The 26,872-nt window shown below is 59.0% G+C and carries 22 protein-coding genes; 10 read left to right on the plus strand and 12 right to left on the minus strand.

The window, feature by feature from the left end; all coding sequences use genetic code 11:
• Nucleotides 1-73 precede the first annotated feature (73 nt).
• The 3 genes from VPK24_RS01155 to VPK24_RS01165 form a co-directional block, all read right to left on the minus strand.
• Nucleotides 74-2,317 (minus strand): ATP-binding cassette domain-containing protein, encoded by a 2,244-nt coding sequence (locus VPK24_RS01155; protein WP_393009968.1) that lies wholly within the window; start codon nt 2,315-2,317, stop codon nt 74-76.
• A gap of 234 nt (nt 2,318-2,551) precedes the next feature.
• Complete coding sequence (locus tag VPK24_RS01160; protein WP_393009970.1) at nt 2,552-3,760, minus strand: glycosyltransferase family 4 protein; 1,209 nt, start codon at nt 3,758-3,760, stop codon at nt 2,552-2,554.
• A gap of 116 nt (nt 3,761-3,876) precedes the next feature.
• A complete protein-coding gene (locus tag VPK24_RS01165) occupies nt 3,877-4,077 on the minus strand; it encodes a hypothetical protein (RefSeq protein WP_393009972.1) in 201 nt (66 codons plus the stop codon).
• 106 nt (nt 4,078-4,183) lie between these two features.
• Between VPK24_RS01165 and gloB the strand changes: the two genes are divergently transcribed.
• The 3 genes from gloB (at nt 4,184) to VPK24_RS01180 (ending at nt 6,902) form a co-directional block, all read left to right on the plus strand.
• Complete coding sequence (gene gloB / locus VPK24_RS01170; RefSeq protein WP_393009974.1) at nt 4,184-4,966, plus strand: hydroxyacylglutathione hydrolase; 783 nt, start codon at nt 4,184-4,186, stop codon at nt 4,964-4,966.
• 365 nt (nt 4,967-5,331) lie between these two features.
• On the plus strand, nt 5,332-6,135 hold the full coding sequence (locus tag VPK24_RS01175; protein WP_099532591.1) for a response regulator transcription factor: 804 nt from the start codon (nt 5,332-5,334) through the stop codon (nt 6,133-6,135).
• Between the two features lie 59 nt (nt 6,136-6,194).
• Nucleotides 6,195-6,902 carry a rhomboid family intramembrane serine protease gene (locus VPK24_RS01180; RefSeq protein ID WP_393009977.1) on the plus strand — a complete coding sequence of 236 codons (708 nt, stop codon included), beginning with the start codon at nt 6,195-6,197 and terminating at the stop codon, nt 6,900-6,902.
• A 155-nt stretch (nt 6,903-7,057) separates the two neighbouring features.
• Here the strand turns inward: VPK24_RS01180 and VPK24_RS01185 are convergent, their stop codons facing one another.
• Both VPK24_RS01185 and VPK24_RS01190 read right to left on the minus strand, forming a co-directional pair.
• On the minus strand, nt 7,058-9,865 hold the full coding sequence (locus VPK24_RS01185; protein WP_393009979.1) for a bifunctional acetate--CoA ligase family protein/GNAT family N-acetyltransferase: 2,808 nt from the start codon (nt 9,863-9,865) through the stop codon (nt 7,058-7,060).
• 473 nt (nt 9,866-10,338) lie between these two features.
• The gene (locus VPK24_RS01190; protein ID WP_393009981.1) at nt 10,339-11,409 is read right to left on the minus strand and encodes a glycosyltransferase family 2 protein; all 1,071 of its coding nucleotides are present in this window, start codon (nt 11,407-11,409) and stop codon (nt 10,339-10,341) included.
• 153 nt (nt 11,410-11,562) lie between these two features.
• On the opposite strand from VPK24_RS01190, the gene VPK24_RS01195 reads away from it, so the two are divergent.
• Entirely contained in the window at nt 11,563-12,099 is a 537-nt protein-coding gene (locus VPK24_RS01195; RefSeq protein ID WP_393009983.1) for a DUF4112 domain-containing protein, read from the plus strand.
• A 24-nt stretch (nt 12,100-12,123) separates the two neighbouring features.
• Here VPK24_RS01195 and VPK24_RS01200 read toward each other — a convergent pair whose 3' ends face one another.
• On the minus strand, nt 12,124-13,506 hold the full coding sequence (locus VPK24_RS01200) for a D-alanyl-D-alanine carboxypeptidase (protein ID WP_393009985.1): 1,383 nt from the start codon (nt 13,504-13,506) through the stop codon (nt 12,124-12,126).
• Nucleotides 13,507-13,548: 42 nt separating this feature from the next.
• Complete coding sequence (murJ, locus tag VPK24_RS01205; protein WP_393010128.1) at nt 13,549-15,117, minus strand: murein biosynthesis integral membrane protein MurJ; 1,569 nt, start codon at nt 15,115-15,117, stop codon at nt 13,549-13,551.
• A 58-nt stretch (nt 15,118-15,175) separates the two neighbouring features.
• Here murJ and VPK24_RS01210 point away from each other — a divergent pair, with 58 nt between their 5' ends.
• Both VPK24_RS01210 and VPK24_RS01215 read left to right on the plus strand, forming a co-directional pair.
• Entirely contained in the window at nt 15,176-17,848 is a 2,673-nt protein-coding gene (locus tag VPK24_RS01210; RefSeq protein WP_393009987.1) for a heavy metal translocating P-type ATPase, read from the plus strand.
• Nucleotides 17,849-17,919: 71 nt separating this feature from the next.
• Entirely contained in the window at nt 17,920-18,354 is a 435-nt protein-coding gene (locus VPK24_RS01215) for an FHA domain-containing protein (protein ID WP_099533819.1), read from the plus strand.
• Nucleotides 18,355-18,706: 352 nt separating this feature from the next.
• On the opposite strand, the gene VPK24_RS01220 is transcribed toward VPK24_RS01215, so the two are convergent.
• From VPK24_RS01220 to VPK24_RS01230, 3 genes are all read right to left on the minus strand, one after another.
• Nucleotides 18,707-19,756 carry a glucokinase gene (locus tag VPK24_RS01220; RefSeq protein WP_393009990.1) on the minus strand — a complete coding sequence of 350 codons (1,050 nt, stop codon included), beginning with the start codon at nt 19,754-19,756 and terminating at the stop codon, nt 18,707-18,709.
• 213 nt (nt 19,757-19,969) lie between these two features.
• Nucleotides 19,970-21,046, minus strand: a complete 1,077-nt coding sequence (gene bchI, locus VPK24_RS01225; protein ID WP_393009992.1) for a magnesium chelatase ATPase subunit I — start codon at nt 21,044-21,046, stop codon at nt 19,970-19,972.
• Nucleotides 21,047-21,092: 46 nt separating this feature from the next.
• Nucleotides 21,093-21,272: a hypothetical protein gene (locus VPK24_RS01230; protein ID WP_393009994.1), complete on the minus strand. Its 180-nt coding sequence runs from the start codon at nt 21,270-21,272 to the stop codon at nt 21,093-21,095.
• On the opposite strand from VPK24_RS01230, the gene VPK24_RS01235 reads away from it, so the two are divergent.
• The 4 genes from VPK24_RS01235 (at nt 21,271) to VPK24_RS01250 (ending at nt 24,624) form a co-directional block, all read left to right on the plus strand.
• Nucleotides 21,271-22,419 carry a hypothetical protein gene (locus VPK24_RS01235; RefSeq protein ID WP_393009996.1) on the plus strand — a complete coding sequence of 383 codons (1,149 nt, stop codon included), beginning with the start codon at nt 21,271-21,273 and terminating at the stop codon, nt 22,417-22,419. The genes VPK24_RS01230 and VPK24_RS01235 overlap by 2 nt on opposite strands.
• A gap of 280 nt (nt 22,420-22,699) precedes the next feature.
• Nucleotides 22,700-22,945 (plus strand): DUF6761 family protein, encoded by a 246-nt coding sequence (locus VPK24_RS01240; RefSeq protein ID WP_099533826.1) that lies wholly within the window; start codon nt 22,700-22,702, stop codon nt 22,943-22,945.
• Between the two features lie 597 nt (nt 22,946-23,542).
• The gene (locus tag VPK24_RS01245) at nt 23,543-24,007 is read left to right on the plus strand and encodes a GNAT family N-acetyltransferase (protein WP_393009997.1); all 465 of its coding nucleotides are present in this window, start codon (nt 23,543-23,545) and stop codon (nt 24,005-24,007) included.
• Nucleotides 24,008-24,111: 104 nt separating this feature from the next.
• Entirely contained in the window at nt 24,112-24,624 is a 513-nt protein-coding gene (locus tag VPK24_RS01250; RefSeq protein WP_370567722.1) for a GNAT family N-acetyltransferase, read from the plus strand.
• Nucleotides 24,625-24,674: 50 nt separating this feature from the next.
• Here the strand turns inward: VPK24_RS01250 and VPK24_RS01255 are convergent, their stop codons facing one another.
• Both VPK24_RS01255 and VPK24_RS01260 read right to left on the minus strand, forming a co-directional pair.
• Nucleotides 24,675-25,415 carry a uracil-DNA glycosylase gene (locus tag VPK24_RS01255; RefSeq protein WP_234406972.1) on the minus strand — a complete coding sequence of 247 codons (741 nt, stop codon included), beginning with the start codon at nt 25,413-25,415 and terminating at the stop codon, nt 24,675-24,677.
• 85 nt (nt 25,416-25,500) lie between these two features.
• Entirely contained in the window at nt 25,501-26,577 is a 1,077-nt protein-coding gene (locus VPK24_RS01260) for a phosphotransacetylase family protein (protein ID WP_393010130.1), read from the minus strand.
• Nucleotides 26,578-26,872 lie beyond the last annotated feature (295 nt).

Here is a 26,872-nt window from a genome sequence, read left to right on the forward strand (position 1 = left end):
GATAGTTCACGGGTCGCCAATTGCTGTTTGGGCCATCTTCCGTTGGGAGGGTGGCCCATTGCCCGATCGGCCCCTAGGCTTGATTGCCCGTGGCTTCTAGGGATTCGAGGATGTTCAAAATTTCCAGGGCGGCGGCGTAGGTATCGTTCAAAATCCGCTCGTCCTCTTCGGGATCATCGGTCAAGTCATCCAAAATGAGCCGCAGGGCCCCAATAATTTCGCTGAGGCGCGATCGCACCTGATAGGAAATTTGGGCAAAGGTTTCATAGCGATCCATGCCCCCACCTCCCGAGTCGCTGTAGAACGATCGCTGAACTTGCAGCGCGTCTTCAAACAACTCCATGGTGCTCAACATCCGAATGGCCGATCGATAGGATTCGCGCAGGAGTTCTTGGCGTTCCTCGTTGCTGTCCACCAGGTCATCCACCAGCAATTGCAGGGAGCCGACGGTGATGTTGAGCCGGGTGCGAATTTCGTAGGAGGTGCGGTTGAAGGTTTCGCTGGCGGTGGCCATCGGTTGCTGCACCCGGGCATTGCCAAACTGCATGGTGTAGAGCTTGGCGTAGGCTCCGCCCTTGGCCAGCAGTTCCGCATGGTTGCCCACTTCCACCACGCGCCCCTTGTCCAGGACGGCGATTTGGTTGGCCCGCTGCACCGTTGAGAGGCGGTGGGCAATGGCGATCACGGTGCGATCGCGGCTGAGGGTTTCGATTGCCTCCTGCACCAACCGCTCGGACACCGTATCCAGGGCGCTGGTGGCCTCATCCAAAATCAGAATTGGGGGATTTTGCAGCAAGGCCCGGGCAATCGCCAGCCGCTGCCGTTGCCCCCCCGACAACATCACACCCCGATCTCCAATGGTGGTTTCCAGGCCGCGCGGCATTCGCTCAATAAATTCCATGGCGTTGGCCAATTTGGCGGCGGCAATCACCTCCTCATCGGTGGCCGTGGGCATGGGGTAGGCGATGTTGTTGCGGATGGTGTCGTTAAACAGAAAGGTTTCCTGGCTAACAATGCCTAAGGATCGCCGGAGCGATCGCACGTCAAAGCTGCGTAAGTCTTGACCATCGATGAGGATCCGCCCCGCCGTGGGATCGGCAAACCGAGGCACTAGCTCCACGAGGGTTGATTTCCCGGCTCCGGAGCTGCCCACCAGGGCCAAGGTTGTGCCCCGAGGCAAGGTGAGGGTGATGTCTTGGAGTGTCAGCTCGCTGCTGCCTTCGTAGGCAAAGCTGAGATTTTCAAACCGAATGTCCTGGTGCAGTCCCGTGAAGGGGGTGGAACCATTGGCCAAAAAGGTCTTGTTGCTCGATCGCAAAAAGTCTTCCACCACATCCACACTGGCGGCTGTGTTGGCCAACTGGCCCCGCAGCCGGTTGAGCTGGGCCACCAGGGGCAGCAGCCGAAACAGCAGCGTCAGATAGGTTAGCAGCACCGTGGACAGGGCGCTGAGTTGGTCCGCAAACAGCCAACGACTGATGCCCACGATCGCCATCAACATCACCACGCTCACCACTTCCGTGACCGGGGCGATCGCGATCGAGTTGGCCTGGGATTTAAACTCCGCGGCCTCCCGGGCCTTGGTTAGCCGCAGCATTCGATCGAACTCCCGCGCCTCCATGGCAGCCGATCGCACCAACCGCATCCCGCCCAAAATCTCCAGCAGGGCCACGGAATAGTCCTTGGAGGTTTGGGACACATCCTTCCCCAGTTGGCGGGACTGGTTGACATAAAGCTGATTAATCCACACCACCCCCGCAAACAACACCGTGGCCACCACCGTCAGTTGCCAAGACAGCAGCAACAACAGCCCCACCATCACCAGGATCGAGACCACCGTGGCCACCAATTGCAGCAAATTGGCCACCGTAGCCGAAACCCGCCCAATTTCATTCCCCAGGCGGTTGTTGATGTCGCCCACGCGGGTGCGAGCAAAGTAGCTGAGATTCACATCCAGCAGCAACTGAATGGCGTTCATTCGCAGGTCAGCCGCCAGCGATCGCTGCAAAATTCCGACGGCCAAGGCGCTGAGGTAGGTGGCCAGGTTTTTGAGGGCGATCGTGCCCACCACCGCCACGGCCATGGCGATCGGCTGGTAGGCCGTGGGCAGTCCCTCAAAGGGCGAAAACAGCTGGCGCAAAATGGGCGGCCCGCCGGACAGCACCATTTCTTGACCCAAAAAGCGCAGCACCACTGGCACAATCAGCGCCGTGCTCACCCCGTTGAACAGGGCCCCCGAGAAGCCCATGAGCATCGTCCAAGCTGCTTGTCGGGGATAGCGCCGAATCAGTTGCCAAAGGAATTTGCGTCGGGCCATTGGATCACAAGAAAAAAGGAACGGGGTCTACCCAAAACAGGCAGCGGTGGCCAAAAACCATACTGAAAAACCGTCGCCGAACCCATCAGGCAGAACCTGATGCAACATCCTGATGCGATCGCCCCGGGGATCTGGAGAAATGCGCATCTGAATTTTAGGCCGGGCATTGGCCCGATGGGGGGCAACCGCCACCGCTTGTTGGCCACCGGCCCGCAGCAGCCCCGCCCCGCCGCCCTAGCACCGATCGAGAATTTGGTGCAGACCCGTGGCCATCGCTTCCAGGCTGTAGTGTTCAATGCAGCGCTGTCGGGCCCGCCGCCCGATCGCCCCCGATTGCTCCGGATCATCCAGCACCTGCCGAATGGCTTGGGCCAGTTGGGGAGGCTGGCTGGGTTCCACCAACAGCCCCGTATCTCCCAGCAATTGCGGAATATCCCCCACGCGGGTGGCAATGACCGGCTTGCCCATGGCCATGCCATCCGTCAGCTTCAGGGGAAATTGGGCGCGGGTTTCCGGGGTGTCCCGTTGGGGAACCACCACCGCATGGGCCGCCGCCACCACCCCTGGCATCTCCGAGGCGGGTTGTTTGGGTAAATAGATCAGCCATCGGCCCCAGCGGGCCTGTAGTTGCTGGTCATAGTCATCGTAGGGACTGCCCCCCACGATCACCAACCGAATTTGCGGATCGTTGAGCTGATCTAGGGCCAGCAGCAAGTCTTCAACGCCCTTGTAGGGGCGGGTGGCTCCTGGAAACATCAAAATTTTGTAGTCTTGCCAGCCTTGGCGCGATCGAGCGGCGACGGGATCGAATAGATCGGGATCAAACAGGGCCGTGTCCTTGCCGCTGGGAATCAAAACCCCACCAAACCGTTGCTGCAACGCTAAGGTATTCACCGTAATCGCCGTGGCGTGGCTGGCCCAAGACTCGATCGCCTGGAGATAGAGGGGATGATCGGGCCGGCGCAGTTCCCCATCTTTGCCCAACAAGTCGCGCAGAAATTTGCGCGGCCGCAACCGATAGCGATAGTGATCGCCCCCGTGCCAGCTCAATTCCCAATCATCAATATCCACAATCACCGGCCGTCGATGGGCGATCGCCTTCAGCAGCCCCAAGCCGTAACTGCTGGGCTTCAGCTTTTGGGCATAGATAATGTCGCCGGTAATTTGGGGCCAAAGCCGGGCGATCGAGCGAAAGTAGCCGGGATAGGGGCAACCCGGCACGGTCACCACCTGCCAGTGGGGCGGAGCGGGCAACGTTCCCAATTCCCCAAACACCGACCCCACGATCTGGATTCGATAACCCAGGCGATCGAGCGCTTGGGCCAACAAAAACGTGCGCACCGCACCGCCCCAACGGCCGACCCCCTTGGTGGACAGATCGCTCACCAGAATGGTGATTTGGCGCGGTTGCGCCGAAGGTTGAGACTTGGAAAAAACAGACATCAGCGGCACAGCAGCAAAAGGGCGAGGAACCACCGCAGATCAGCCGATTCGCCAATCTGCTCAAGGGTTCTGACGGTCTAGATCGCTCGGCCAGGCCAATCTATGGCCAGACCAGCCTATGGATGCACAATTCGCACCCGCCCCAACTTCACCAGGTCAAAGAGCCTGGACACTTGCCGCCGCTGCTCGTCAGTCATCTTAAAATCACTGAGAAGGCAGTTGGCCAGGCTCAGGTAATCTTGCCGGGGAATCGCCTCGACTCCATCTAAGCGATCGAGAATTGGCTGAAGGTCGAATTCTGTCGCTTTCGTCGCCATTGACGCTGATGTCGAAGAGGTCGCAAGGCCGATCCGCCGCGATTTTCGCCGCTTGCGCGCTCTTCGCGCGGTGGGGGGTCTGTTGTTAATTCTATTTCGCACCCCAATGTACGTCGAACGCATTCCGGCTCTGTTGGACAACTATATCTTTTTGTTAGTCGATCGCGCTCGTCAAGAGGCCGCCGTGGTGGATCCGGCGGAAGCACAACCGGTGCTCGATCGGCTGGCAGCCCTCAATTGCCGCCTCACCACAATTTTTAACACCCATCACCACCGTGATCATGTGGGTGGCACACCGGCCCTATTGCAGGCCTTTCCCGAGCTGGTGGTCTATGGGGGCGCGCGCGATCGGGGGCGAATTCCCGCGCAACAGGTGTTTTTGGCAGGGGGTGAGACGATTCCCTTTGCCGATCGCACCGCTCAAGTGTTCTTTGTGCCCGGCCACACCCGCGCCCATGTGGCCTATTACTTCGCTCCCGCCAATGGCCCCGACAGCGACGGTTGGGGCGATTTATTTTCCGGGGATGTGATTTTTGGGGCCGGCTGCGGTCGCCTCTTTGAGGGCACACCGGCCGAAATGCTCCAGTCGATCGATCAACTGCGCCAACTGCCAGACAGCACCCGGATTTGGTGTGCCCATGAATACACCCTGGGCAACCTGGAATTTGCCCAAACCATCGAACCCCAAAACCACGCGCTACAACAACGCCTCCAGGAAACTCGCCTCGCGCGATCGCACCAGCAACCCACCGTTCCCCTCAGCCTGGGCCAAGAAAAACAAACCAACCCTTTTCTGCGTTGGGATAGTCCTACCGTCCAAGCTGCCATGGCCACAGATGATCCCGTTCGTACCTTTACCCGTCTGAGGGGCAAAAAAGATCTTTGGTAGCGAGATCAAGATGTCGGCAACATATCGTCTCCTAAGGCGTTCTCCATCGAAAACCCAGTCCGCTCCTTTGATCATCCAAGGGGAATGAAAATTGGTAACCCCTGAGGCAATTTGACCTAGGCATCAACCAAGACGACCATTGCTATCAATGGCGAAAGTGGTTTGGGGATGGGCAATTGAGCCATCATTTCGATCACTAAGGGGGCTGATCGATTTCCTAACAACGCTCCTGGAAAAGGCGGATTGACGATGAAGTTTAAATCTGCGTAGTTTCGGCTACAAATAGTCCAAAAAATCCTTGCTAGGCTACAGAGTAATTCTCGAATCTGCTGCCGCATTGGGCAACAACGAGTTGAATCAAGCCTGTGGCTCCTATTAGCATTCAGATTATTGAGACGAATCCACACCTACGCTCGTTGTTGGGGTGGCACTTACAACAACTGGGCTACGTGGTTTGTCCGTCAGCAACGCTTCAGCAAGCACGGGACGTGGCCCAGGCCCAACGGCCAATGTTGGTTGTGCTGGATCCCGATTTGCCCGATGGGGATGGTTTGGAATTCTGTGCCTGGTTACAACGGGTTCAGCAGCCGATGGTGCTGATGATTTCGGCGCGATCGGGCGAGGCGGATGCGGTGGCGGCCCTGCGGGCAGGGGCCGATGATTATCTGCGTAAGCCTTTTGGGATGCAGGAATTTTTGGCGCGGGTGCAGGCGTTGGTGCGTCGGGGCCGATCGCGATCGGCTCCGGCCCTGCTGGACTGTGGCGTATTGCGGATTGATCTAATTCAGCGGCGGGTTTGGCTGTTTGAACGGGCGATCGAGCTGACTCCCCAGGAATTTAGCCTGCTCTATGCCCTGGCCCAGGCGGGCGGCGTGCCCCTCAGTCGGGCGGAAATTTTGCAGCGGGCTTGGCCTGAGTCGATCGACAATCCACGCACGGTCGATACCCATGTGCTGTCCCTGCGCAAAAAACTGGAGGCCGATCCCCGCCAACCCAGCACCATCCAAACAGTCCGCAATGTGGGCTATCGCCTCAATTTGGAGCGCTTGGAACTGCACCGGGAACCCACCAATGGCCACGGCCCGCCGCCAAATCCGGTGGGGGGTGGGCCGGCTGGCTCCGGTGGCGGGGCCTTGTCCCGATCGATGTTGTCGGTGTCTTCGGGCTAGGGGCGATCGCGTTAGGATCCTGACAAATCAATTGGATCGAGCCAGCCCGATCATCGCGCATGTTTCCCATTGGCGACGACAATCCCACCCGCCGCACAGCCTATGTGACCTACGGGCTAATGGGGGCCAACCTGCTCGTATTCCTCTACGAAGTCAGCCTCAACCCCTTGCAATTACGGGCGTTGTTTGAGGTGTGGGCCGTCGTGCCCTTAGAGCTGACCGCACAGTTCAACGGCTATCCAGTCACCATCCCTGGAACCAACTGGCCCGAAACCCTAACCTTGCTTACCTCCCAGTTTTTGCATGGGGGCTGGGCCCACTTGGGCGGAAACATGCTGTTCCTGTGGATCTTTGGCAACAATGTTGAAGATCGATTGGGATCCGTGAAATACCTATTGTTTTACCTGGCTTCTGGAGCCATTGCAGGGCTTTGCCAGTGGTTTTTTGCGCCGCTATCTGCCGTCCCTTCATTGGGCGCGAGTGGTGCGATCGCAGGAGTCATGGGAGCCTATATCCTGCGCTATCCCCGGGCGAGCATTTTAACCCTCGTGCCTCTAGGATTTGTGCTCATCCCCTTACGAATTGCGGCTTTTTGGTACTTGGGTATTTGGTTTTTGCAACAGGCCCTCTATGGGCTGGGATCGCTCCAGCAGCCCATGAATATCGGCTTGAGTGGGGGTGGAATTGCCTATTGGGCCCATGCGGGCGGCTTCGTGGCCGGGGCCGTTCTGGGGCCATTGTTGGGGCTATTCAAAGACGATGATTAAGCAAAAATTTCAGACCGGGAATGTTTGTTGATGAGGTTCGCTACCGAGATTCGCTGATGGGAACTGAGCAGACTATCCCAGTTCCCATGGTTGGGTTTGAATGAAACCCCGATCGCCCATCCGAGCCGAACTTCGAGCCAAGTTCTCAGTCAAGCCTAAAGTTCCAGCACGGCCAAGGTGACATCGGCGGCCCGTTGGATTTGGAAACCCAGTTTTTCGCACAGATGGCGCATGGGGGCGTTGTTGGGCAAAATTTCGCCCCGCAGTCGATCGATCTTTTCGTCGCGGGCAATGGCAACCAACCGCTGCAAAAGTTCCGTGCCTAGCCCCTGATTTTGGTAGCGATCGCGAATGAGCATGGCAAACTCCGCTTCATTGGAGCCATGTAGCTTGCTAATGCGGCTGACTCCCAAAATTTCCCGTTCTTCACTGGAATCGCGCCCCTCCGCCACCAGGGCCATTTCCCGATCGTAGTCAATGAAGCAAATTCGTGACAGGCGCTCGTGGCTAATCCGCTGGCTCAGTTTCAGGGCGTGGAAATAGCGCAGATAAACCGTTTGTTCCGACAAACTCTCGTGGAAACGCACCAAAGGCGGTTCATCCTCCGGGCGAATGGGGCGAATATTGACCGTTGTGCCGTCGCGCAGGGTCCAGGGAGTCGCGTATTGAATGGGATAAGGGCGGATGGCCGGCCGGGGCAACGTTGCCGGATCCATGGGCGGGTGCAACACCACCCTCGCATCCAGGGCAATCAGCGAACTAGTGGTTCCGGTGGCCACGGCCTGGCCAGCCTCGCGGGCGAGGAGGGGATTGATGTCAATTTCCTTAATCCAGGGCTGTTCCACCACCAGTTGGCTGAAGCGTACCAGGAGTTGCTCCAGGGCGGCCAAGTCCACGGGGGCCCGGCCGCGTACCCCTTGCAGGGCTTTGTAGATGCGGGTTTGTTCCATCATCCGCCGGGCCAGGGTGGTGTTGAGCGGGGGCAGACCCAAGGCGCGATCGCGGAATACCTCCACCAACTGACCGCCCAAACCAAACAGCAACACGGGGCCAAATTGTGGATCCACACTACTGCCCAGAATTAGCTCATAGCCATCTAACTTGAGCATGGGTTGCACGGTGACCCCCAAAAAGTCCGCTGTGAGGACGCGCCGTTGGGGATCTGCATCACCTTCTTCGGCGTTGCTGCTGGTTTGTGGGGACTTGTGACGGTTGGCGATCGCCACGCCGGCCACGATCGCCAGGTAAGCCCAGCGCACCTCATTGGCATTTTGCAAATTCAGCCGCACACCGCCCACGTCGCTCTTGTGGGTGATGGTTTCGGAATAGAGCTTGAGGGCCACGGGATAGCCAATATCGTTGGCAATTTCCACGGCCTCTTCGAGTTTGGTGGCGATGCGGGTTTCCACCACAGGAATTCCATAGGCGGCCAGGATTTGCTTGGCTTCAAATTCCGTGAGTAGATTGCGGCCCACCGCCTGGGCTTGCTGAATGATCCGAGTGACGGCGGCTCGATCGGGTTCGGCGGCAAAACTACCCGCGACCGCGTTGGGGGTTTCATACAGTCCCCGCAGGTTGTAGCTGTAGCGCCACATGTAGTTGAACACCCGGGTGGCCGCGTCGGGGTAGGGGAGGGTGAAGATGCCCGCTTGGTTCAAAATCGCCTCGCCAGCGGCCACGGCCGAGCCGCCCATCCAACTGGCCAAGATCGGCTTCCCGCAATGGGCATAGGGCCGCAGCCGTTCAGCAATTTGGGTGGGATCGGTCATGGCCTGGGGGGTGAGGATGGTCAGCAGCCCGTCTCCGTTGGGATCGGCGGCGGCAATTTCCAAGGCCTGGGAATAGCGATCGGGGTCGGCATCTCCCAAAATGTCGATCGGGTTGCGGCGGCTCCAACTGGGCGGCAACACTTGGTCTAACCGCTCGATCGTCTCCGGTGACAGCTCGGCCAAGTCGCCCCCGCCGGAAACCACCTCATCGGCCGCCAACACCCCAGGGCCGCCCGCATTGGTCAGCACAATCAACTTGCGCCCCCGCGGGCGGGGTTGTTTGGCCAGCACTTCGGTCATGTCGAACAGGTCTTCGATCGTCTCGACGCGCAACACCCCCGATCGCCGGAAGGCCGCATCCAACACTGCGTCACTACCCGACAGCGATCCCGTGTGGGAGGCGGCCGCCTGGGCTGCCGCTTCCGTGCGTCCCACCTTGATCACCATGATCGGTTTTTGCAGCGCCACTTCTCGCGCCGCCGACAGGAAGGCCCGCGCATCCCCCACCGATTCCATGTAAATGGCGATCGTGTGGGTGCGGGGATCATCGCCCAGGTATTCAATCAGGTCGCCCCAGCCCACATCCAGCATTGACCCGATCGACACAAAGGAACTGAAGCCCACCTGTTCCCGGAAGCTCCAATCCAAAATCGCCGTACACATGGCCCCGCTTTGGCTCAGGAATGCCACATTTCCCGGCCGGGCCATGGCGCTGGCAAAGGTGGCGTTCAAACCGGAAATCGGATTCATCACCCCCAAGCAGTTGGGGCCCACCACCCGCATGTTGTAGCGGCGGGCTTCGGTCAGGAGTCGTTTTTCTAGTTCAATGCCAGCGGGGCCAATTTCCTTGAAGCCCGCAGACAGGACGATCGCCCCGCGTACCCCTGCCTGGCCACAATCGCGAATCAAGTTCGGAACGGTGGCCGCTGGGGTGGCAATCACCGCCAGATCCACGGTTTCGGGCACTTCCGCGATCGAGCGATAGGCCCTGACTCCCAACACGTTCGATCGCTTGGGATTAATGGGAAACACCGTGCCCCCAAAGGGGTTTTGCAACAAATTGGTCAAGAGCGTGCGCCCCACACTCCCTTCACGATCGGTTGCGCCAATCAGCGCCACACTCCGAGGCACAAAAATTGCATCCAAAGGATGGCGATCGGGAGAGACTTCAAGGGCGATGGAAGCAACTGTCATAGCCAGCGACCTACGTGAATGCAATAGGTAAAAAAGACAAAGGGGCAATGCCGGGCCCATGGCCCAATTGTTCAGATCAACGCAACACCGCTCAGGCAGCCCCAAGGTCGCAGTTCATCCCGGCCCTAGTGCTCGTTTGGGGTTGAAACCATCGCCGCAATTTCATGACGGCATTTGCGGGGATGAAGGCAATGGGGCTGGTTGCCGCTCGGAGGCTAGGGAATCTGTCGATCGTGAAGTCTTGATCCGATCTTGACCCGACTTGATGGGGAATTCCCTAAATCGCATACAGTTTTTTCGATTCAGAGTTTTTGATTCTGAATCTTTAATTCAGAGTTATTGATGCAGCGCCCTGATATTGCCTCATCAATAACACCGGAAACGTCAGGAAAGGGTAATTCCAAGAAATCTGAACGAAATTTGAAAAAATCTGACAAGTTTGATGTCACTCAAGATGCCTACCAAGATGCCCATCAATTGGGCCCCGAAGGACGGCGGATATAGCCCAGTAGGGATTGGGGATTCACCCAGCGGGCGCGGGATCCCAGCCGATCGAGCAGGTTAGCCCGCAGCCTTGGGGGACACAAACCAATCAACAGTAATCCCAACAAGGCTTTCACCGCTCCGGGCGATCGCCCAAAGGCCGGATCATGGCCCAAGAGATGCCAACCCAATTGCCAACCGAGCAGCCCTTGGCGATCGGGCGGTTTCAGTCGCAGGGTCACGGCATCCAAGCGTGGGGCCAGGTATTTATAGAGCAGATATTTATAGAAATTGCCAAAGGCGATCGGCCCATGAACAGCCAGGTGGGGATGCTGGGCGATGGTTTGCCGCAAACAGGCTAACCCCGATCGCGCAATGCGGGCCACATTCGCCGACTGGGATCCCGCTGCCATCCGATAGAGCACCTGCACTCGGGGCACGCAAACCAGAGGAAACCGGGCCGCCAACCGCAACCACAAATCCCAATCCTCCGAGGGAACCAGGGCGGGATCAAAGGGGGCGATCGGGCGGGGATCAGCAGGACTCGGCCAGCCCACGGCCGCCAGAGCGGATCGGCGGATCAGCGGGTTAGAGCCGTTTTCTAAAAAATTGAGCTGTAACAAAGCGGGCAGCACGGCCCCTTCCAGGCTGACATAGCTGCCTCGATGGGAAAACGTTGCCCGATCGTCCACGTAGTCCGTCCAGCTATAGGCCAAGGCGGCTTGGGGATTGGCGGCCAAGGCCGCCTTTTGGGCCGCCAATTTGTCCGGAGTCCACCAATCATCCGCATCGAGAAAGGCAATCCATTGGCCCCGTGCTTGGGCTAAGCCTCGGTTCCGGGCGATCGCCTGGCCGCCGTTAGCAAACCGGAATGGTCGCACCCGAGCATCCCGCGTCGCCCAGGTTTGCAGGCAGTCCCAGGTCTGGTCGATCGACCCATCATCCACCACCACAATTTCAAAATCTGGGTCGGTTTGGGCCAACACAGAGGCGATCGTCTGGGAAAGGGTAGCCGCTGCGTTGTAGGCCGGAATGATCACCGAGATCGCTGGGTTGGGCATTGCTGAATCCAGTCTTGTGGCGTTGGGCATTGCTGCTTCGGACAATGGGTTAAACGACAGGCCGCCTCAAAAACAGCAATCGAAAACGGAACTTTCGCGATCGCCGCCTACAATTTTGGCAATGCTGCAAGGGGCCCCACTGCCCTGCTATCCATGAATCGCCGATCGTCCGCCGCTTCCACCCCGATCGCCACCTCCGGGGTCACACCGCAGTTTTCTAGCCAAGATTGGCAACGCTTGAAGCGGGTTCGGGCGATCGCCACCCTGCTGGACAACGCGATCGAACTGCCGATTGTGCGCTACCGGGTGGGCCTCGATCCCGTGATTGGCCTGCTCCCGATCGGGGGAGACCTGGTGAGTTTTTTGCTGTCGGTTTATCTGGTTTGGGAGTCGGCCCGCCTGGGCACACCGCCCGCCCTGCTCACCCGCATGACTGTGAATATTGCCTTGGAAACCCTGGCCGGCGTGGTTCCGGCCCTCGGAGACTTGGTGGATGTGGCCTGGAAAGCCAATGCCCAAAATTTGCAGTTGCTGGAAGCCCATTTGCACGCACCCGATCGGGGGCCGGGGCGCGTGTCGAAACGGTTTGTGTTGCTGCTGATTGGGGGCCTGTTGCTGCTGACGATCGCCACGGCCAGCCTCAGCCTGTGGTTGCTGCAACTGGCTTGGCAGACCCTTGTTGGTGGATAGGCTTTGGGAATTGGAGCATCGGCCCTAGGTCTGGATGAGTTCGTTGCGGCTAGGGTCGCCCAAAAACGGCTTGATCGGGGGCGGCATCACCACCGGTTGCGGTGGGCCACCCCATTGGGTTTGTAAGTCCGTGAGGAGTTTGTCTTGCGCTGCCCGCAGGCTGCTGACTTTGGTGCTGCGGTTTTGAATCGAAAACCAGACCAAGCCCCGATCGCGCGTGGGCAAAAATCCAGACAGGGCACTGACGTTAAACAAACTGCCGGTTTTGACAGCGGAACCGGCGGGCATTTTGCGCCGGGCAATGGTTCCCCGATCGCGCCCGGCCATGGGCAACAGGGCCGCAACGCCCTCCGGAATGCCCAGCACTTGCAAGCGCCGTTCCAAGGCAATCCCGATCGCGGTGATCGCCCTGGGAGAGAAAGCATTGCCCTGGCCCAAACCGGAGCCATTGAGCGATCGCAACTCCGTTTCTGACAGGCCCGTGAGCGATCGCAACTGTTGCGCCACCTTCACGCCGCCGCCTATCTGGCGGGCCAGGGTTTCGGCCATGAAGTTATTGCTGTAGAGGTTCATTTGCTTCAGCAAACTCAGCAACGGCAGCGATCGATGGCGAATCAACAAGCGCCGGCCCGCGACGGGCGCGGTCGTGCCCGGTGTGGCGGTGGCGTTGGGCAGTTGGTTGGGCGAAGCCGAGGGCAGGGCATCCAACGCCGGCCGCACCGTTCCCGCAATCACCACCTGGGGCTTGGCTGTGCCGGGGGGCATGGCTCCATGGACACGGGTGAGCAAGGGCGACCAAGCCGCTCCATTGATCCCTTGGCGCAGTAAGGTTCCGCCCAGGGCTGGCCCCGGTGGGTTGGGGTCTTCCGGATCGGGCAAAAAGTTCATCTCAAAGCGCCCTTCAATCACCAGATCGCCGGTTACCCGGTTGATGCCCAATTGCTGGAGCGCATTCCCGAGGGCGATCGCCTCTTCCCAAACAAACATCGGATCGCCACCACCGCGCACAATCAAGTTGCCCTGGAGGGTTCCTTGGGCGATCGGCCCGTCGGCCCAAATTTCCGTGATGAATTGATGGTTCGGATCCCAGGTTTCCAAGGCCGCTAAGGACGTGGCCACCTTGGTCAAGGATGCGGCGGAGAGGGGGCGATCGCCCTGATGTTGGGCCAAAACGCGCCAGTTGGCTTGGAACCAAAGGCCCTGTTCAGCGGGGTCAATGCCGGCCGCCTTCAGGCGATCGAGATATTGCTGCACCGTTGCCTGTGCTCGGGGTTCTGCCTGGTCTGGCCCCCAAAACCAACTGCTGCCAACGTGATTCAGATAAGTCACGGCTCCTTGGTGGAGCAAGTCAACCCCTGAGGAGAGGGTGAGCAGCGTTGCGAGTCCCGTACCGATGAATCCTTGCACTGTTTTGAATGCCCTGATGAGTTCTCTGATTTGCTGCGTTGCCTATTCGCTGCGTCGCCACCGTCGCAGCAGGATCTGCAATTCCGGCAGGCGCAACTGCCAAGCCACGGCCCCAAAAACCCCTAACCCCGCTGAACCCGCCAACACCAACAACAGCAATTGCTCAAGCAGCGAGGATCCCAAGGATCCCGCCAGCCCCCAGCGCACCCCCCCGGCCACCCCCCCAGCCAGGAAGCTTCCCAACAGCACACCGCCAAAGGGCTTGGCCCAATCGCCCCAGGGCAAGCCGCCAATGCGTCGATCGAGCAACCAGAGCAACGCTGCCATAGCCAGGGCATTCACCCCCACCGTGGCCAACACAATGCCGGCCGCGCCAAACCGAGGCACGAGCCACCAGTCCAGCAGCGCATTAAACCCGATGTTGACCAAACTGATCCGAAAGGGCGCATTGGCATCACCCAGGGCATAGAAGGCTCGCACCATCACGTCCCGCCCAAGATAGACAAACATGCCAATCCCGGCGGCCATCAAGACACTGGCCACCAGTTGGGAATCTTCGCTGTTGAAGGCTCCCCGCTCGTAGATCACTTGAACGATCGGGTCGGCCAGGGCGATCGTGAGGCCGCTGAGGGGCAACATGGCAATCGCGGAAACCAACAACCCTTGCCGAAGCCGATCAATAAATGCGGGGCGATCGTCCGCTGACCGGGCCAACACCGGCAAAAGGGGCACAAGCACCACGTTGGAAACCAGGCCCAAGGGGGTTTGGATCAGCAAGTTAGCGTAGTTGAGCGCTGCCGCCGCCTGGGGCACAAAGGAGGCAAAAAATAGATCCGTATAGAGATTAATCTGCAACATGCCGGAGGAGAGGGCCGCCGGCCCCATCACGCCCAGCACCGCTTGCACTCCTGGGTGGCGCAGCGACCAGCGCAGCCGAAACCGTCCCATGCCCGCTTTGATTTGGGTGGGCAGTTGGACTAACCATTGCAAAAGGGCCCCGGCCGTGGTGCTGGCGGCCAACAGCACCCCACCTAGCGCCAGGGTTTCAGGGCCGGAGCTGCCCTGTTGCCAAGCGAACCAGCCGATCGCCCCGATCGTGACGATGCTGGACAGAATGGGACTGATCGAGGGCAACCAGTAAAGATCGGCGGCGTTGAGCGTGCCGAAGCCAATCCCGATCGCCCCGGCCAAGAAGGCGATCGGGGCCATCACCTGCAATTGCAACACCGCCAGCTCACGGGTTTGCACCGCCGCTGCGGTGTTGTGGACGCTCAAGCCGGGAGCCAACAGCCCGATCGCCGGTTCCGCAAACACCACCAGGGCCGCACTCACCAGCAGCAAGGCCCCACAAACCACCGTGGTGACCGTTTCCACAATCACCGCCGCCTCCGATCGATCGCGCTTGGCCAACACACTGACCATGGCGCTGTGGAAGGGGCCATTGATGCCGCCCAACAGAATCAACAAAAAGCCCGGCAGCACATAGGCATAGGCGAAGGCATCCACCACGGGCCCGGCTCCAAAGGCCGCTGCGATCACCTGTTGGCGCACCAGCCCCGCCACCTTGCTCAGGAGGGTGGCCCCGGCCACGATGCTGGCAATGGACAGGATCGATCGCCCGGTCTGGGTTGGCTCCGGGGCCGCCGGGGGCGGGGGTTCAGGGTCGAGATTGGCGGCCGGCTCGGCGGGCGAGGGGGGCGGCAATTCGGAAGCGGAGGAAGGAGGCGGAGAGTCGGTCACGGTCGAGGGGCGATCGAGAACCCGATCGAAAAAGGCTGGTTTGCAGCATACCCGAGCCGGGGAGCGATCGACCTTTTCGCCAAACCGCTATAGTCGATCTGCGTCGATTGGCTCCCCGATCGCCGTCAGCCAACGTTCAGATTCCGATTCCAGATTCCAACGTTTTCCCCGATCGCTTCGATCGCCTGTGAATCCTATGACCCTGACCAGTCCTTCCCCATCCCCCAAACCCACGGCCGTGCTCACGGTTTCGGGCATGAAATGTGGGGGCTGTGTGGCGGCTGTGGAAAATCGCCTGAAACGCCAACCCACGGTGGCTGATGCCAATGTGAATCTGGCGACGGGCTTGGCGGTGGTGGATTTGCTGCCGGGAACCGATGTGCAGGCCACCGTGCCCGCCCTGGCGGCGGCCTTGACGGGGGCAGGGTTTCCCAGCGAAGTGCAAACTTCGGCTGATTTGACCCCGATCGCCCCGGAACCCCCGGCCACGGCGGGCGATTGGTGGCGGCCCTTGGTGATTGCCGGGGTACTGTTGCTGATTTCCACCTTGGGCCATCTCGATCGGCTGGGAGGCCCGCCCATTCCGCTGATCAGCCGGGTGGAATTTCACTTTGCGGTGGCCACCTTGGCCCTGTTGTTTCCGGGGCGAGAGATTTTGCTAGAAGGGTTTCGCTCCCTTCTGCGCGGCATTCCCACCATGAACTCCCTGATTGGCTTGGGAACCGGTGCGGCCTATCTGGCCAGTGTGGTGGCCTTGGTTCACCCCAGTTGGGATTGGGCTTGTTTTTTTGATGAGCCGGCCATGCTGTTGGGGTTTGTGCTGCTGGGCCGCACGATCGAGGCCCGGGTGCGGGTGCGATCGCGCGAATCCTTCACGGCCTTGCTGGCCCTGAAGCCGGCCCTGGCACGCCGGTTGACCCAGGAACCCACGAAATTGGGAGAGGAACTGCCAACGGAATCGATTCCCGTGGGAACGGTGCAGGTGGGCCAAGCCCTGTTGGTGTTGCCGGGCGATCGGTTGCCGGTGGATGGGGTGGTGGTGTTGGGTAAAACCACGGTGGATGAGGCGATGTTGACCGGGGAATCGCAGCCGGTGATCAAGCAGCCGGGCGATCGCCTGCTGGCGGGCACCCTCAACCAATCGGGGGCGATCGTGATTCGGGCCCAGCGGGTTGGCCGCGACACGGAATTGGCCCGCATTGTGCAATTGGTGGCCGAAGCCCAGGGGCGCAAGGCTCCGATCCAGCGTTTGGCCGATCGTGTGGCGGGCTGTTTTTGCTGGGGGGTGATGGCGATCGCCGGGTTCACCTTTGGCTTTTGGGCCCTCTGGGGCGATCGATTCCCCGCTGTGTTGCAAGCGGCTGCCCAAACCACCACCCACGCCAACCACACCGCCCACCTGGCCATGGCCGGGATGGCCCCCATGGTGTCGGAGCCGGTGACCCCTGGGCAATTGGCCCTGAAGCTCGCCATTTCCGTGCTGGTGGTGGCCTGTCCCTGTGCCTTGGGCTTGGCCACGCCGACGGCCATTTTGGTTGGCTCCAGTTGGGGCGCAGAACAGGGAATTTTGATCCGGGGTGGTGATGTGCTGGAGCGGCTCCAACAGGTGGCCACGGTGGTCTTTGACAAAACGGGAACCCTCACCACGGGGCGACCGGTGTTGGTCGATCGCCAACCCCTGGTGGCTGATATGACGGGCGATCGTCTGGTGCAGTTGGCGGCGGCCGTGGAGCGGGGCACTCGCCACCCCCTGGCCCAAGCGATCGCCCAAGCGGCCGCTGCGCTACCCGCCCTCCCGGCCCAAGACTTCGTGACGGAACCGGGACTGGGAGCCAAGGCCCAAGTGGCTGCTCGCCCTGTTTGGGTTGGCAATCGGGCCTGGCTAGCTCAAGGGGGAATTCCTTTGCCGGAGTCGGTGGAATCGGCTTTGCAGCACATGGCCCAGGCGGGGAAAACACCAATTTTGGTGGCAGAGGGCGATCGACTGGTGGGGCTGTTGTCGGCCGCCGACGAGTTGCGACCCGATGCGATCGCCACCGTGCAGCGGCTCCAGCAACTGGGGTTGGATATTCGGGTGTTGACGGGTGATCGGGCCGAGGTGGCCAACGCTTTGGCCGATCGGGTTGGCTTGCCCCGATCGGCCGTGGTTGCCGAGCTACGGCCCGACCAAAAAGCCCAAATCATCAGCCAATTGCCCCATCCGGCCATGGTGGGTGACGGCATCAACGATGCACCCGCCTTGGCCACTGCTCCCGTCGGCATTGCCCTGGGATCGGCCACCGATGCTGCCCTCGAAACCGCCGGTGTCATTTTGACGCGCGATCGACTGCTCGACCTGCCGAGCGCGATCATGCTCGGCCGCGCAACGTTCCGTAAAATTCGCCAAAACCTGTTATGGGCCATCGCGTACAATGCGATTGGCATTCCCCTCGCGGCGGGCCTTTGGTTACCCTCCGTTGGCTTGGGGCTTAGTCCTGCCACCGCTGCCGCTCTGATGGCCTTCAGCTCTGTCAGTGTGGTGAGTAATTCCCTGCTCCTGCGTGTTAGCGCCCGATCGGCAGTTAGTGCGCTGCCTGAACAAAACCAGACATGTCAGAATTAGCCGTAACCGAGCTACGTCAAGAGTCTCCACGCTCCGTGGAGCACAGTTAATCCAGTCCGCATAATCAGCCCATGCCCGCAGAACCCAGGCAAAATCACCTCTTAATCGTTGAAGACGACAAGGGGAGACGGGAAGTCATTCTCGAAAATCCCGTCTACTCCATTGGACGCGATCCCAAATGCGATGTCATCCTTGTTTCTCAATTTGTGTCGCGTCGGCACGCCACCCTCGTTCGTCTGTCCTATGACGACGGTACAGCCTATTACCGAATTGTCGATGGCAACCTCAAGGGCAAACCCAGTGCCAATGGGCTGTTAATTAACGGTCGTAAGCTGCAAGTCCACGATTTACAAAACGAGGACGAAATTGTTTTTGGGCCTCAAGTTCGGGCCATTTACTACACCCTCAAGCAAGATACGCTCTCGATCGGGCCGCCAGACGAGTTTGATATCACCTTGATTAGCCCCAATATGGTGGGTGACCCCGAAGACACGGATGATGATTAACCCTTGTGTTAATCAGAACCCATAGGAGACTCCAGAATTTGAGCGTTTGAAGATGCTGTTGTTCGATCGATCATTCCTCAAAGTTTCTGGAGTCATGTTTAAGCATTATCCTATGCACTTTCCTATCGTTTTCAGCATTGATTGATTCAGCATTTACGAAGCATCTACAAAGCATCTACTGAAAAAATTTCTGAAAAGCCAAAATCGAGCCTGAGCCAGTCGCTGCGACTGACTGAATTCTTCGAGAATCTAGGAAAGTTGCAGACCTTAGCTCCGTTTCGGTTTTGGCTTTTCTGAGGTTTGGGTTGATTAGTGAGTGGATGAATTGCCCTGTGGTTTGCTCGATCGCGCCCTAGCCCAATTGAGCCGCGCACACCGCCGCTCCTAACAGGCCCACTTGAGGGTTCAAGACCACCGAAACGGGCACATTCTCTAGCAGTTCGCTCACCCGGCCCTTGCTGCCAAAGTGAAATAGAAACTGTCCCCGATCAAGCAAGGGCAAAATCTTGGCGGCAATGCCTCCGGCCACATATAGCCCGCCGTAGGGCAAGAGCTTCAGGGCCAAGTTGCCCGCTTCGGCTCCATAGGCCGCCACAAACAAGTTCATGGCCTGCTCGCAGAGTGCATCGGACTCTTCCAAAGCAGCACGGGCAATGATTGCGCCGGGATCGATACTCTTTTCGCTGCGGCCCATTTCCTGCTCCCAGGTGCGGATGGCTTGGGCGACGGTGCTGTTTTCGTGGCCCGTTTGTCGATCGCGCAGAAATTGATAAATGCCGACAATCCCTTGACCGGAAACAATCCGCTCCACGGAGACCCGATCGATCTGATATCGCTCTTGCAAATAGTTGTGTAGCTCCCATTCCAGGGCCGATCGGGGTGCAAAGTCTGTGTGACCGCCCTCGGTGCTGAACGCTCGGTAGCGGCCCGGCTCGCCCGTTGGAATCAAAAATCCTTCGCCTAAGCCAGTGCCCGCCCCCAAAATCCCGATCGGGGCCATGGGATCGGCCTTGGCCGGCTGCAACACTTTCAAATCCACCGCTTCCAGCACCGGGATGCCATAGCCAACGGCGGCAAAGTCGTTGATCAGTTCCACATGGGGAATCTCTAGGGCTTGGATTAGGCGATCGACCTCCAGGAACCAGCCCAGGTTGGTGAGTCGTGATGTGCCGTGGGCCACGGGCCCCGCAATGCCAAAACAGGCGCGATCGGGTCGGCGATTTAGCCCGGAAGCCCCCAAAAAGGTTTCCACCATCGGCACCAAGTCGGTGAAGTCCCGGCTGGCGTATTGGGCTTCATACAGGGGTTGCAATTCCACCGCCTGGGGGGTGCGGCTGTCGGTTTCCACCAACCGCAGAATCGTTTTGGTTCCGCCCACATCACCGGCCAACAGCAGCGCCACGGTTTCGCCTCCCGTTCTCAGATTGCTAGAGCTTCAGCAGGCCAAGGAACTCTGGCCCGCCCACAAGTCAATGATCTCAACGATCTCAACCCAATCACACCCTCATCCGTCCGGCCAGGCCATAACAACCCATCCCGTAGGGGCGCAACGCTTGCGCCCCCCGATGCTCATGCAAGCAATCTCGATCGCTTGCACCCCGACCGATCGAGTTGACTAATTTTGCTCGAAGGGTAAGCCAAAGACTGAGCAGAACGTTTTCTCAACCTTATAGCCCGAGTCGATCGTCTCCAGCGGATCCTTCCGCAGCCGGTGACGCAAGCAGAGCACAATTACCCGGCGGATGTCATCGACGGTCACTTGGGTGCGACCTTCGAGGGCGGCGATTGCCTTGGCGGCCCGGTTGGTCACGATGTCGCCCCGCAATCCGTCCACATCCAGCTCAGAACAAACCTGGGAAATTTGCACCCGCAAATCGTAGTCCAGCTCCACCGAGGGCAACAGGTTCCGGGCGTTCACCAGCTTGGCTTGCAGGGCTTGCTGTTCCGTTTGGCAGCGATCGAGGTAGGTTTGGGGGCTGCTGTCAAAGGCCGATCGCTCTTCCACGATTTGCACTCGCAGGTTCGGCTCCTTCACGGTGCGAATTTCCGCGTGCATTCCGAACCGATCGAGCAGTTGGGGCCGCAATTCCCCTTCTTCCGGGTTGCCGGAACCCACCAACACAAACCGTGCTGGGTGGCGAATCGAAATCCCTTCGCGCTCCACCGTGTTCCAGCCCGAGGCCGCCGAATCCAGCAGCACATCAACCAAGTGGTCATCGAGCAAGTTCACTTCATCCACGTAAAGGATGCCGCGATTGGCCTTGGCCAACAGGCCCGGTTCAAAGGCTTTCACCCCTTCGGCCAGGGCTTTTTCAATGTCGATCGTGCCACAAACGCGGTCTTCGGTGGCTCCCAAGGGCAGGTCAACCATTTGCACCTTGCGCTGCACCACGGGCAAGGACTGACCCGCCAACGCCCGATCGCGCACCTCGTCGCTCATCAATTCCGGGTCGCGGGGGTCGCTGTTGAAGGGGTCGCCGTCCACCACATCGATTTCCGGGAGCAAGTCGGCCAGGGCGCGAATTGTGGTGGATTTGCCCGTGCCCCGATCGCCAACGATCAACACACCCCCAATTTTGGGATCAATGACGTTGAGCATCAACGCCAACTTCATTTCTTCTTGACCGACGATCGCCGTGAAGGGAAACACGGGCCGGCGGCGGGTTTCGGAACTGACAACGGTTGCGGTCACGGGCGTTTCAGGTAAGGTCGATTTTGAAGGGTTGGATCTTATGGGATCAAAATTGGGCGGGCCCTTGCGGCCGGCCGTCTTTCATTTTGCCATAGGGGTTGCGCTCCCAACGGGCGATCGTCCCGTTGGGGGAGGCTGATACCATGGACTGGTAACTTTTCAGAAATTTCGGCAAGGGCTGGGCTGTGGCTGCAACTTCATCTCCTTGGGTCTCGGTGGCACGCATGGTGGAAGAGCTGCTCTACTCAACTCGCCGCCGGGCCCAGGGTGGCCCGACGGCACGGGGCCCAGCGGCCCAGCGAGGGCAATCGTCGCGCCCGGCCGGCTCGCCGCTGAATTCTCAACCCAGTCGCCCCCAGCCGGCCCGGCGCGATTCGCTGGATGATCCTTGGGCCGATGACCCCGATCGCTATGTGGATGAATATGCCGATCGCCCTGTGGGCCGATCGGGTCATCGATCCAGAAGTCACCATCAAGATCGCCATCAGGATCGTTATGAAGACGGGTACACCACTGGGTACGCCGATCAAGACACCGATCGATACGTAGATGGATACACCGATCGTCAGTCCCACAGCGGCGAGGCTGACTTGCCCTCAGGGGGCGATCAATCCCTCAATCGCCGGCCACGCCCCAGCCACCATCCGCGTAAAACACGCCTCCGCCATCGCTACGCGGCCCGATCGATCATCACCCGGCGCTGGTTGCCTTGGGTTGCCGGTGGCAGCCTGCTCCTGCTGTCGGATTGGCAGTTAGGATCCGCCGCTGCGGCCGGTGGAGCCGTGGTTTGGCTGGTCTATCGCACTGAGCCGCGCCATTGGCAAGCCCTCGATCGACAGATTCAAGGTTGGTTGCGAGAACTGAACCGGGGCGAAAACGGCAAGCTGACCCTGGCTCTGGTGGGCGGTGGTGCAGCCATGCTGAGCACCTATGTGGCCGCGGCCGTCTTGGGAGAATCGACCGGCTGGCTGGGGGCGGCCACGGTGCTTCAAGGGTTCGGAACCCTGAGCGTGCTGGCCCTGCTGGTGCGCCACTGGTTCGGACAACCCACGATCGAACACGATCGCCTCTTCCATCGGGCGATCGAGCGATTGAGCGATCGCGATCCCCTTTCCCAACTGGCCGCTGCCCGCCAACTGGGCCACCTGGCCGATCGGGGGCACTTGGATGCCACCCAAACACGCACCGCCGCCGACTGTGTGCGGTTGCTGTTGCAACAGGGGTGTGATCGCCCTGTACATGAAGCTGCTTGGGATACTTTGGCGGTGTTGGAACCGGTGGGCGCAGAACCCGGAACCGCCCGATCGGGACGATCGACCCAGCCCGTTTTGGTGCGCTTGCCTCGGGTCACGGTTCGATCGCGCCAACCCTAATCCCCAGCGATCAAACTGATGGGATCGGGGTGGAAGTTTCCTGGGTGTAACAGCGAATTCTTGAGAAAACTAGAAAATTTGAGAAAATTGCACCCGGTTCGTGTTTAAGGTTTCATGGGCTACCGTTTCCTGAAAATCGCGGCCAGCCCACATTGGCAGTCGATCGCAACCAGTTAAGATAGAAATACCAACTTCCATCGGGGTCACCTTCAATCGCGTTGCCAGGGTGCAACAAGCGCACGCGATTCCCGAGTTCTAAGCCTTGCACCAAAGGAGGCCTATGCTTCAAGACCCTAGAGCCGTCCGCCACTTTCAAAAAATCGCCGATACGATCGCTGAACTGTGGAATCGGGGCTACCGCTTTGACGATATGCGGATGTACCTTGACGGTTACTTGGCAGCCCTACGTTACACCGAGTCCTTGGAAGCGTTTTCGATTAATCGTCTCGAAGAGGAAGCCACGCGCTATCTCTACGACCCCTCCAACTACGACATGGTGCAACCTCAGCCAGACTTAGTTGAATAGCACCGCTGACCACGATCCAATGTCCACGATCCAATGTTTTGATGATTTGATGGGTCATTTGATCAGTGATTTGATTGTTGCAGTCACGTTCTCAGGAGATTGTTCCTAATCACGTTACTGGCATCACATCCCCTTCAAATCCTTGGCAATTTCTCTTTTGCAACTTCTCTCAGTCGATTGTCAGTCAAATTAGGTGTTCAAATTCATTTTTCATCTCTTTTTGGCTTGAAAATTCGATAACCTAATGAGTTAGGTTAATAAAAATAAGCGTGCTGTTTTCGTAGCCAAATTATGTTTCAGCCCATGAAGCTGAAATCCAGTTGGCTCAAGAATCTGGAGTAATGACTTTCTCCTTTTTCTTGCTCTAGCATGGTGTTTTTAAAGGTTGGTAGACTGATTGGGGTATCCTGCGCAAAATCGGGATCCTGGTCAGTTTTTTTGTGGGCTGAATGAGAATTTGGTGAGTCAAGCGAGCTACCGGTTTATGAAATGGGTGATGAATTGGTTAACGAAGTGGCTAATCGTTGATTTTTGATGGCTTGATTTGGGTGGCTTGATTTGGGTGGCTTAAACAGGAATACAAAGCGCATGGATGTGGTGACCTTAAAACCAGCCCGATCGCCCGATCGGGATCTGGTGTTGTCCTTAATTAGTCAGCTTTATGAGCATGAGTCCATTGAATTTGCGCTCGATCGGGTGGGGCCCGCGCTTGATCGGCTCCTGGCCCAACCGGATTGGGGCACGGTACTTTTGATTCAGCCAGCAGGTGATCCCCAGCCCGATCGCCCCTCCATTGCTGGTTATGCCGTGTTGGCCTACCTTTACAGCCTCGAATTTGGCGGGATGGTGGCGCTGCTCGATGAGCTGTGGATTAGCGAGGCCTGGCGCGGTCAAGGGTTGGGGCGCAAAACCATGACGGCGATCGAGCAGTTCTGTGGCGATCGAGGGCTGGTGGCCCTGCGGTTGGAAGTGGGCAAAACGAACACAGTTGCCCGATCGCTCTATCAATCCTTGGGGTTCCAGGATCTCGATCGCGACTTTTGGACCAAGCGCCTCGGCTGAGGGCCGGGCTGAAGCGGTCTGCTTTTAGACTGCTGCACCATCCCTAGCCACTGTTAATTCGCCCTGTGATTTAGCCCTGTGATTTAGCCCTGTGATTTAGCCCTGTGATTTCCATCGAAAATCCCCAACCGGCCACCGTCCAGATCCGATCAGCCCAGCCTGCGGATGTGGCGGCCCTCTTTCACCTGATTGAAGCCCTGGCCGCCTACGAAAAACTCAGCCACCAGGTCACCGGTTCCCCGGAAGCCCTGCGATCGCACCTGTTTGGCGATCGGCCCTTTGCCGAAGCCCTGGTGGCCGAAGCCCAGCCCACAGCGGGCGGCGCGGCCAGCATCGTCGGGATGGCGCTGTTTTTCTATAACTATTCAACTTTTCTGACCCGGCCGGGCTTGTACCTCGAAGATCTGTTTGTGTTGCCGGCCTATCGGGGCCAGGGTTTGGGGAAAGGACTCTTGCAGGCGGTGATCGATCGGGCCAAATCGCAACAGTGCGGGCGGGTGGAGTGGAGTGTGCTGGACTGGAATGCTCCGGCGATCGCGTTTTATGAGCACATGGGCGCAACGGTTTTGCCCGACTGGCGAATTTGTCGGGTGCTGTTGCCTGAAGCGATCGCCTGACAATCGGCTCACCAGCTCGCCCCGGTAAATTGTCTCGAGCGATCGGCTAATTAGTCCTGGATCTCAATGGGCGATCGGCCCAAAAATTCATCCAGTTTGGCCCGCACCACCTGGATGTCTTGCCACATCAACCATTTGGGGCTGCCCTTTTCTCGCGACTGATTTCGCAACAGATAAGCCGGATGGAAAATGGGCATACAAAGCCGCCCTTCCCATTCCAGCCACTGGCCCCGAATTTTGGTGATGCCATCCTTGCGACCGGTCACGCCGCGCACCGCCGTGGCTCCGGTCAGCAAGATAATTTTCGGATCCACTAACCGAATCTGCTCCATCAGGTAGGGCCGACAGGCCGCCGCTTCCTCGGGGGTGGGGGTGCGGTTACCGGGCGGCCGACAGCGCACCACGTTGCAGATATACACTTCCGTGGCCAGGTCAATGCGCACGGATTCCAGAATTTTTTCGAGCAACTGTCCCGATCGCCCCACAAAGGGCAACCCGGTTTCGTCCTCCGTTTGGCCCGGCCCTTCACCAATGATCATGATCGGGGCCGTGGGCAATCCGCGACCGACCACCACGTTGGTGCGACCGCCGGCCAGCTCGCAACGCTGGCATTGGCGGCAATGGGCAAACAGCGCTTCAAGGCTGTTGTAGGTTCCCGGCGGAATTGGTTGCCGACCGTCTAGGGGAATCCGTTCGAGGTCGATCGCGGGCGGAGGTGGGGGGGCAGGCGGTGCAATGCCCCCAAAATCGAACAGACTAATTTGCTCGCTCACGGGATCAGTGGCGGACACGATCAAACAACTTCCTTTTTCTTCCGGTGGCTAGAGTCCGGTGGCTAAAGTCCGGTGGCAACCTGCTCCTGTTGGCCGGGCTGACCTAGACGGCAGCGGGTTCCATTCCTAGGCGGGCCAGCAGTCGATCGAGATCGAAGTGCTCACCCATCAGGTGACGGATGCATTGAATTTTAATCGGTTCCTGCAAACGCACTTGCCCAAAGGCCCGATCGACAATTTCCACCGTGGTCAGCGTGTCCAGATCCACCGTCAGCACCGGGACTTCCAATTCTTCAGCGCGGGTGATGATCGTTGGATCCGGCGGCACTTGCCCCGTCAGAATCAAGCAATGGGTTGAGGTTTCCAAGGCTGCAAACTGAATATCTGCCCGATCGCCCCCGGTCACCACGGCCATGTTGTTGCCCTTGCGGAAATACTTGAGGGCCGAATTCACATTCATGGCCCCGATCTTCAGGTCTTCCACCATCAGTTCCAGGCGATCGCGGCAACAGAGCACTTCCGCATCCAGTTGGCGCACCAGTTCACCCACACTGACACTCCGCAGCAGGGCGTTGCGCGGCAGCAGCCCCAAAACGGGAATGCCTTGGGACTCCAAAAATGGCCGCGCCACACCGTTCACCGCGTCCAGTTCCTTGGCAGGCAAACGATTCAGCACCACGCCCACCAATCGATCGCCCAGCAGTTCCCGAGCGGCCATCAGCCGATCGACCGTCAGGGTGGGTTCATAGGAACAAACCAGCAACACGGATGCATCCAGCGTCCGCGCCGCTTGGGCCATGGATAGCTCAAACAAACTGCCCTCTTGTAAGGAGGCGGGCCCCTCCATCAGCACCAATTCAGCGCTGGTGTTGCCATAATCCTCCAGCAAGGCGCTGTAGTTGGTGGGGTCTTCCCCTTGCAACCGCTTGAGTACCGCACCGGAGGTTAGTTGCACCAGGGTCGGCAGCAGTCGATCGCTCGGGAGATTCAATGTCTCGCGGATCAGCCGCACATCCGCATCTTCGCCATCCGTGGCCGTCATCAGGCCACCGAGCGGCTTCCCGTAACCGATCTTGATGTCCTTGGTGGCCAACAGATGAGCCAGCCCTAGCAATACCGCTGATTTGCCGCTGTACTCTTCCGTAGAACCGACGATCAAATGCCTGGGACGAAACGGCACGCTAAAACTCCTGTGTTGTGCAACAAACTGGGGCGAAATGAACCGTCTGCGGTTGGGGGAAATCGGTTGAAATCGGGGAACCGTGGCTCGATCGAAGGGCGATCGAAAAGGTTGGCGATCGTTGGCAGAACCGGCGGGGGTCTCTCGCAGCGTCACAGACCCGTTTAACAGATCCATCGGCCTTTGCGAGGGGGAAACTCCGTAACCCAGAACCGTGGGCGGTCTTCAGTATTCAGAACGTGATTCAGAACGTGAATTGACTTTCAGATGTCGTCAGATTTGAGGGGCAATTTTC

Source organism: Limnothrix redekei LRLZ20PSL1 (genome assembly GCF_043235035.1).
Lineage (GTDB): Bacteria > Cyanobacteriota > Cyanobacteriia > CACIAM-69d > CACIAM-69d > CACIAM-69d.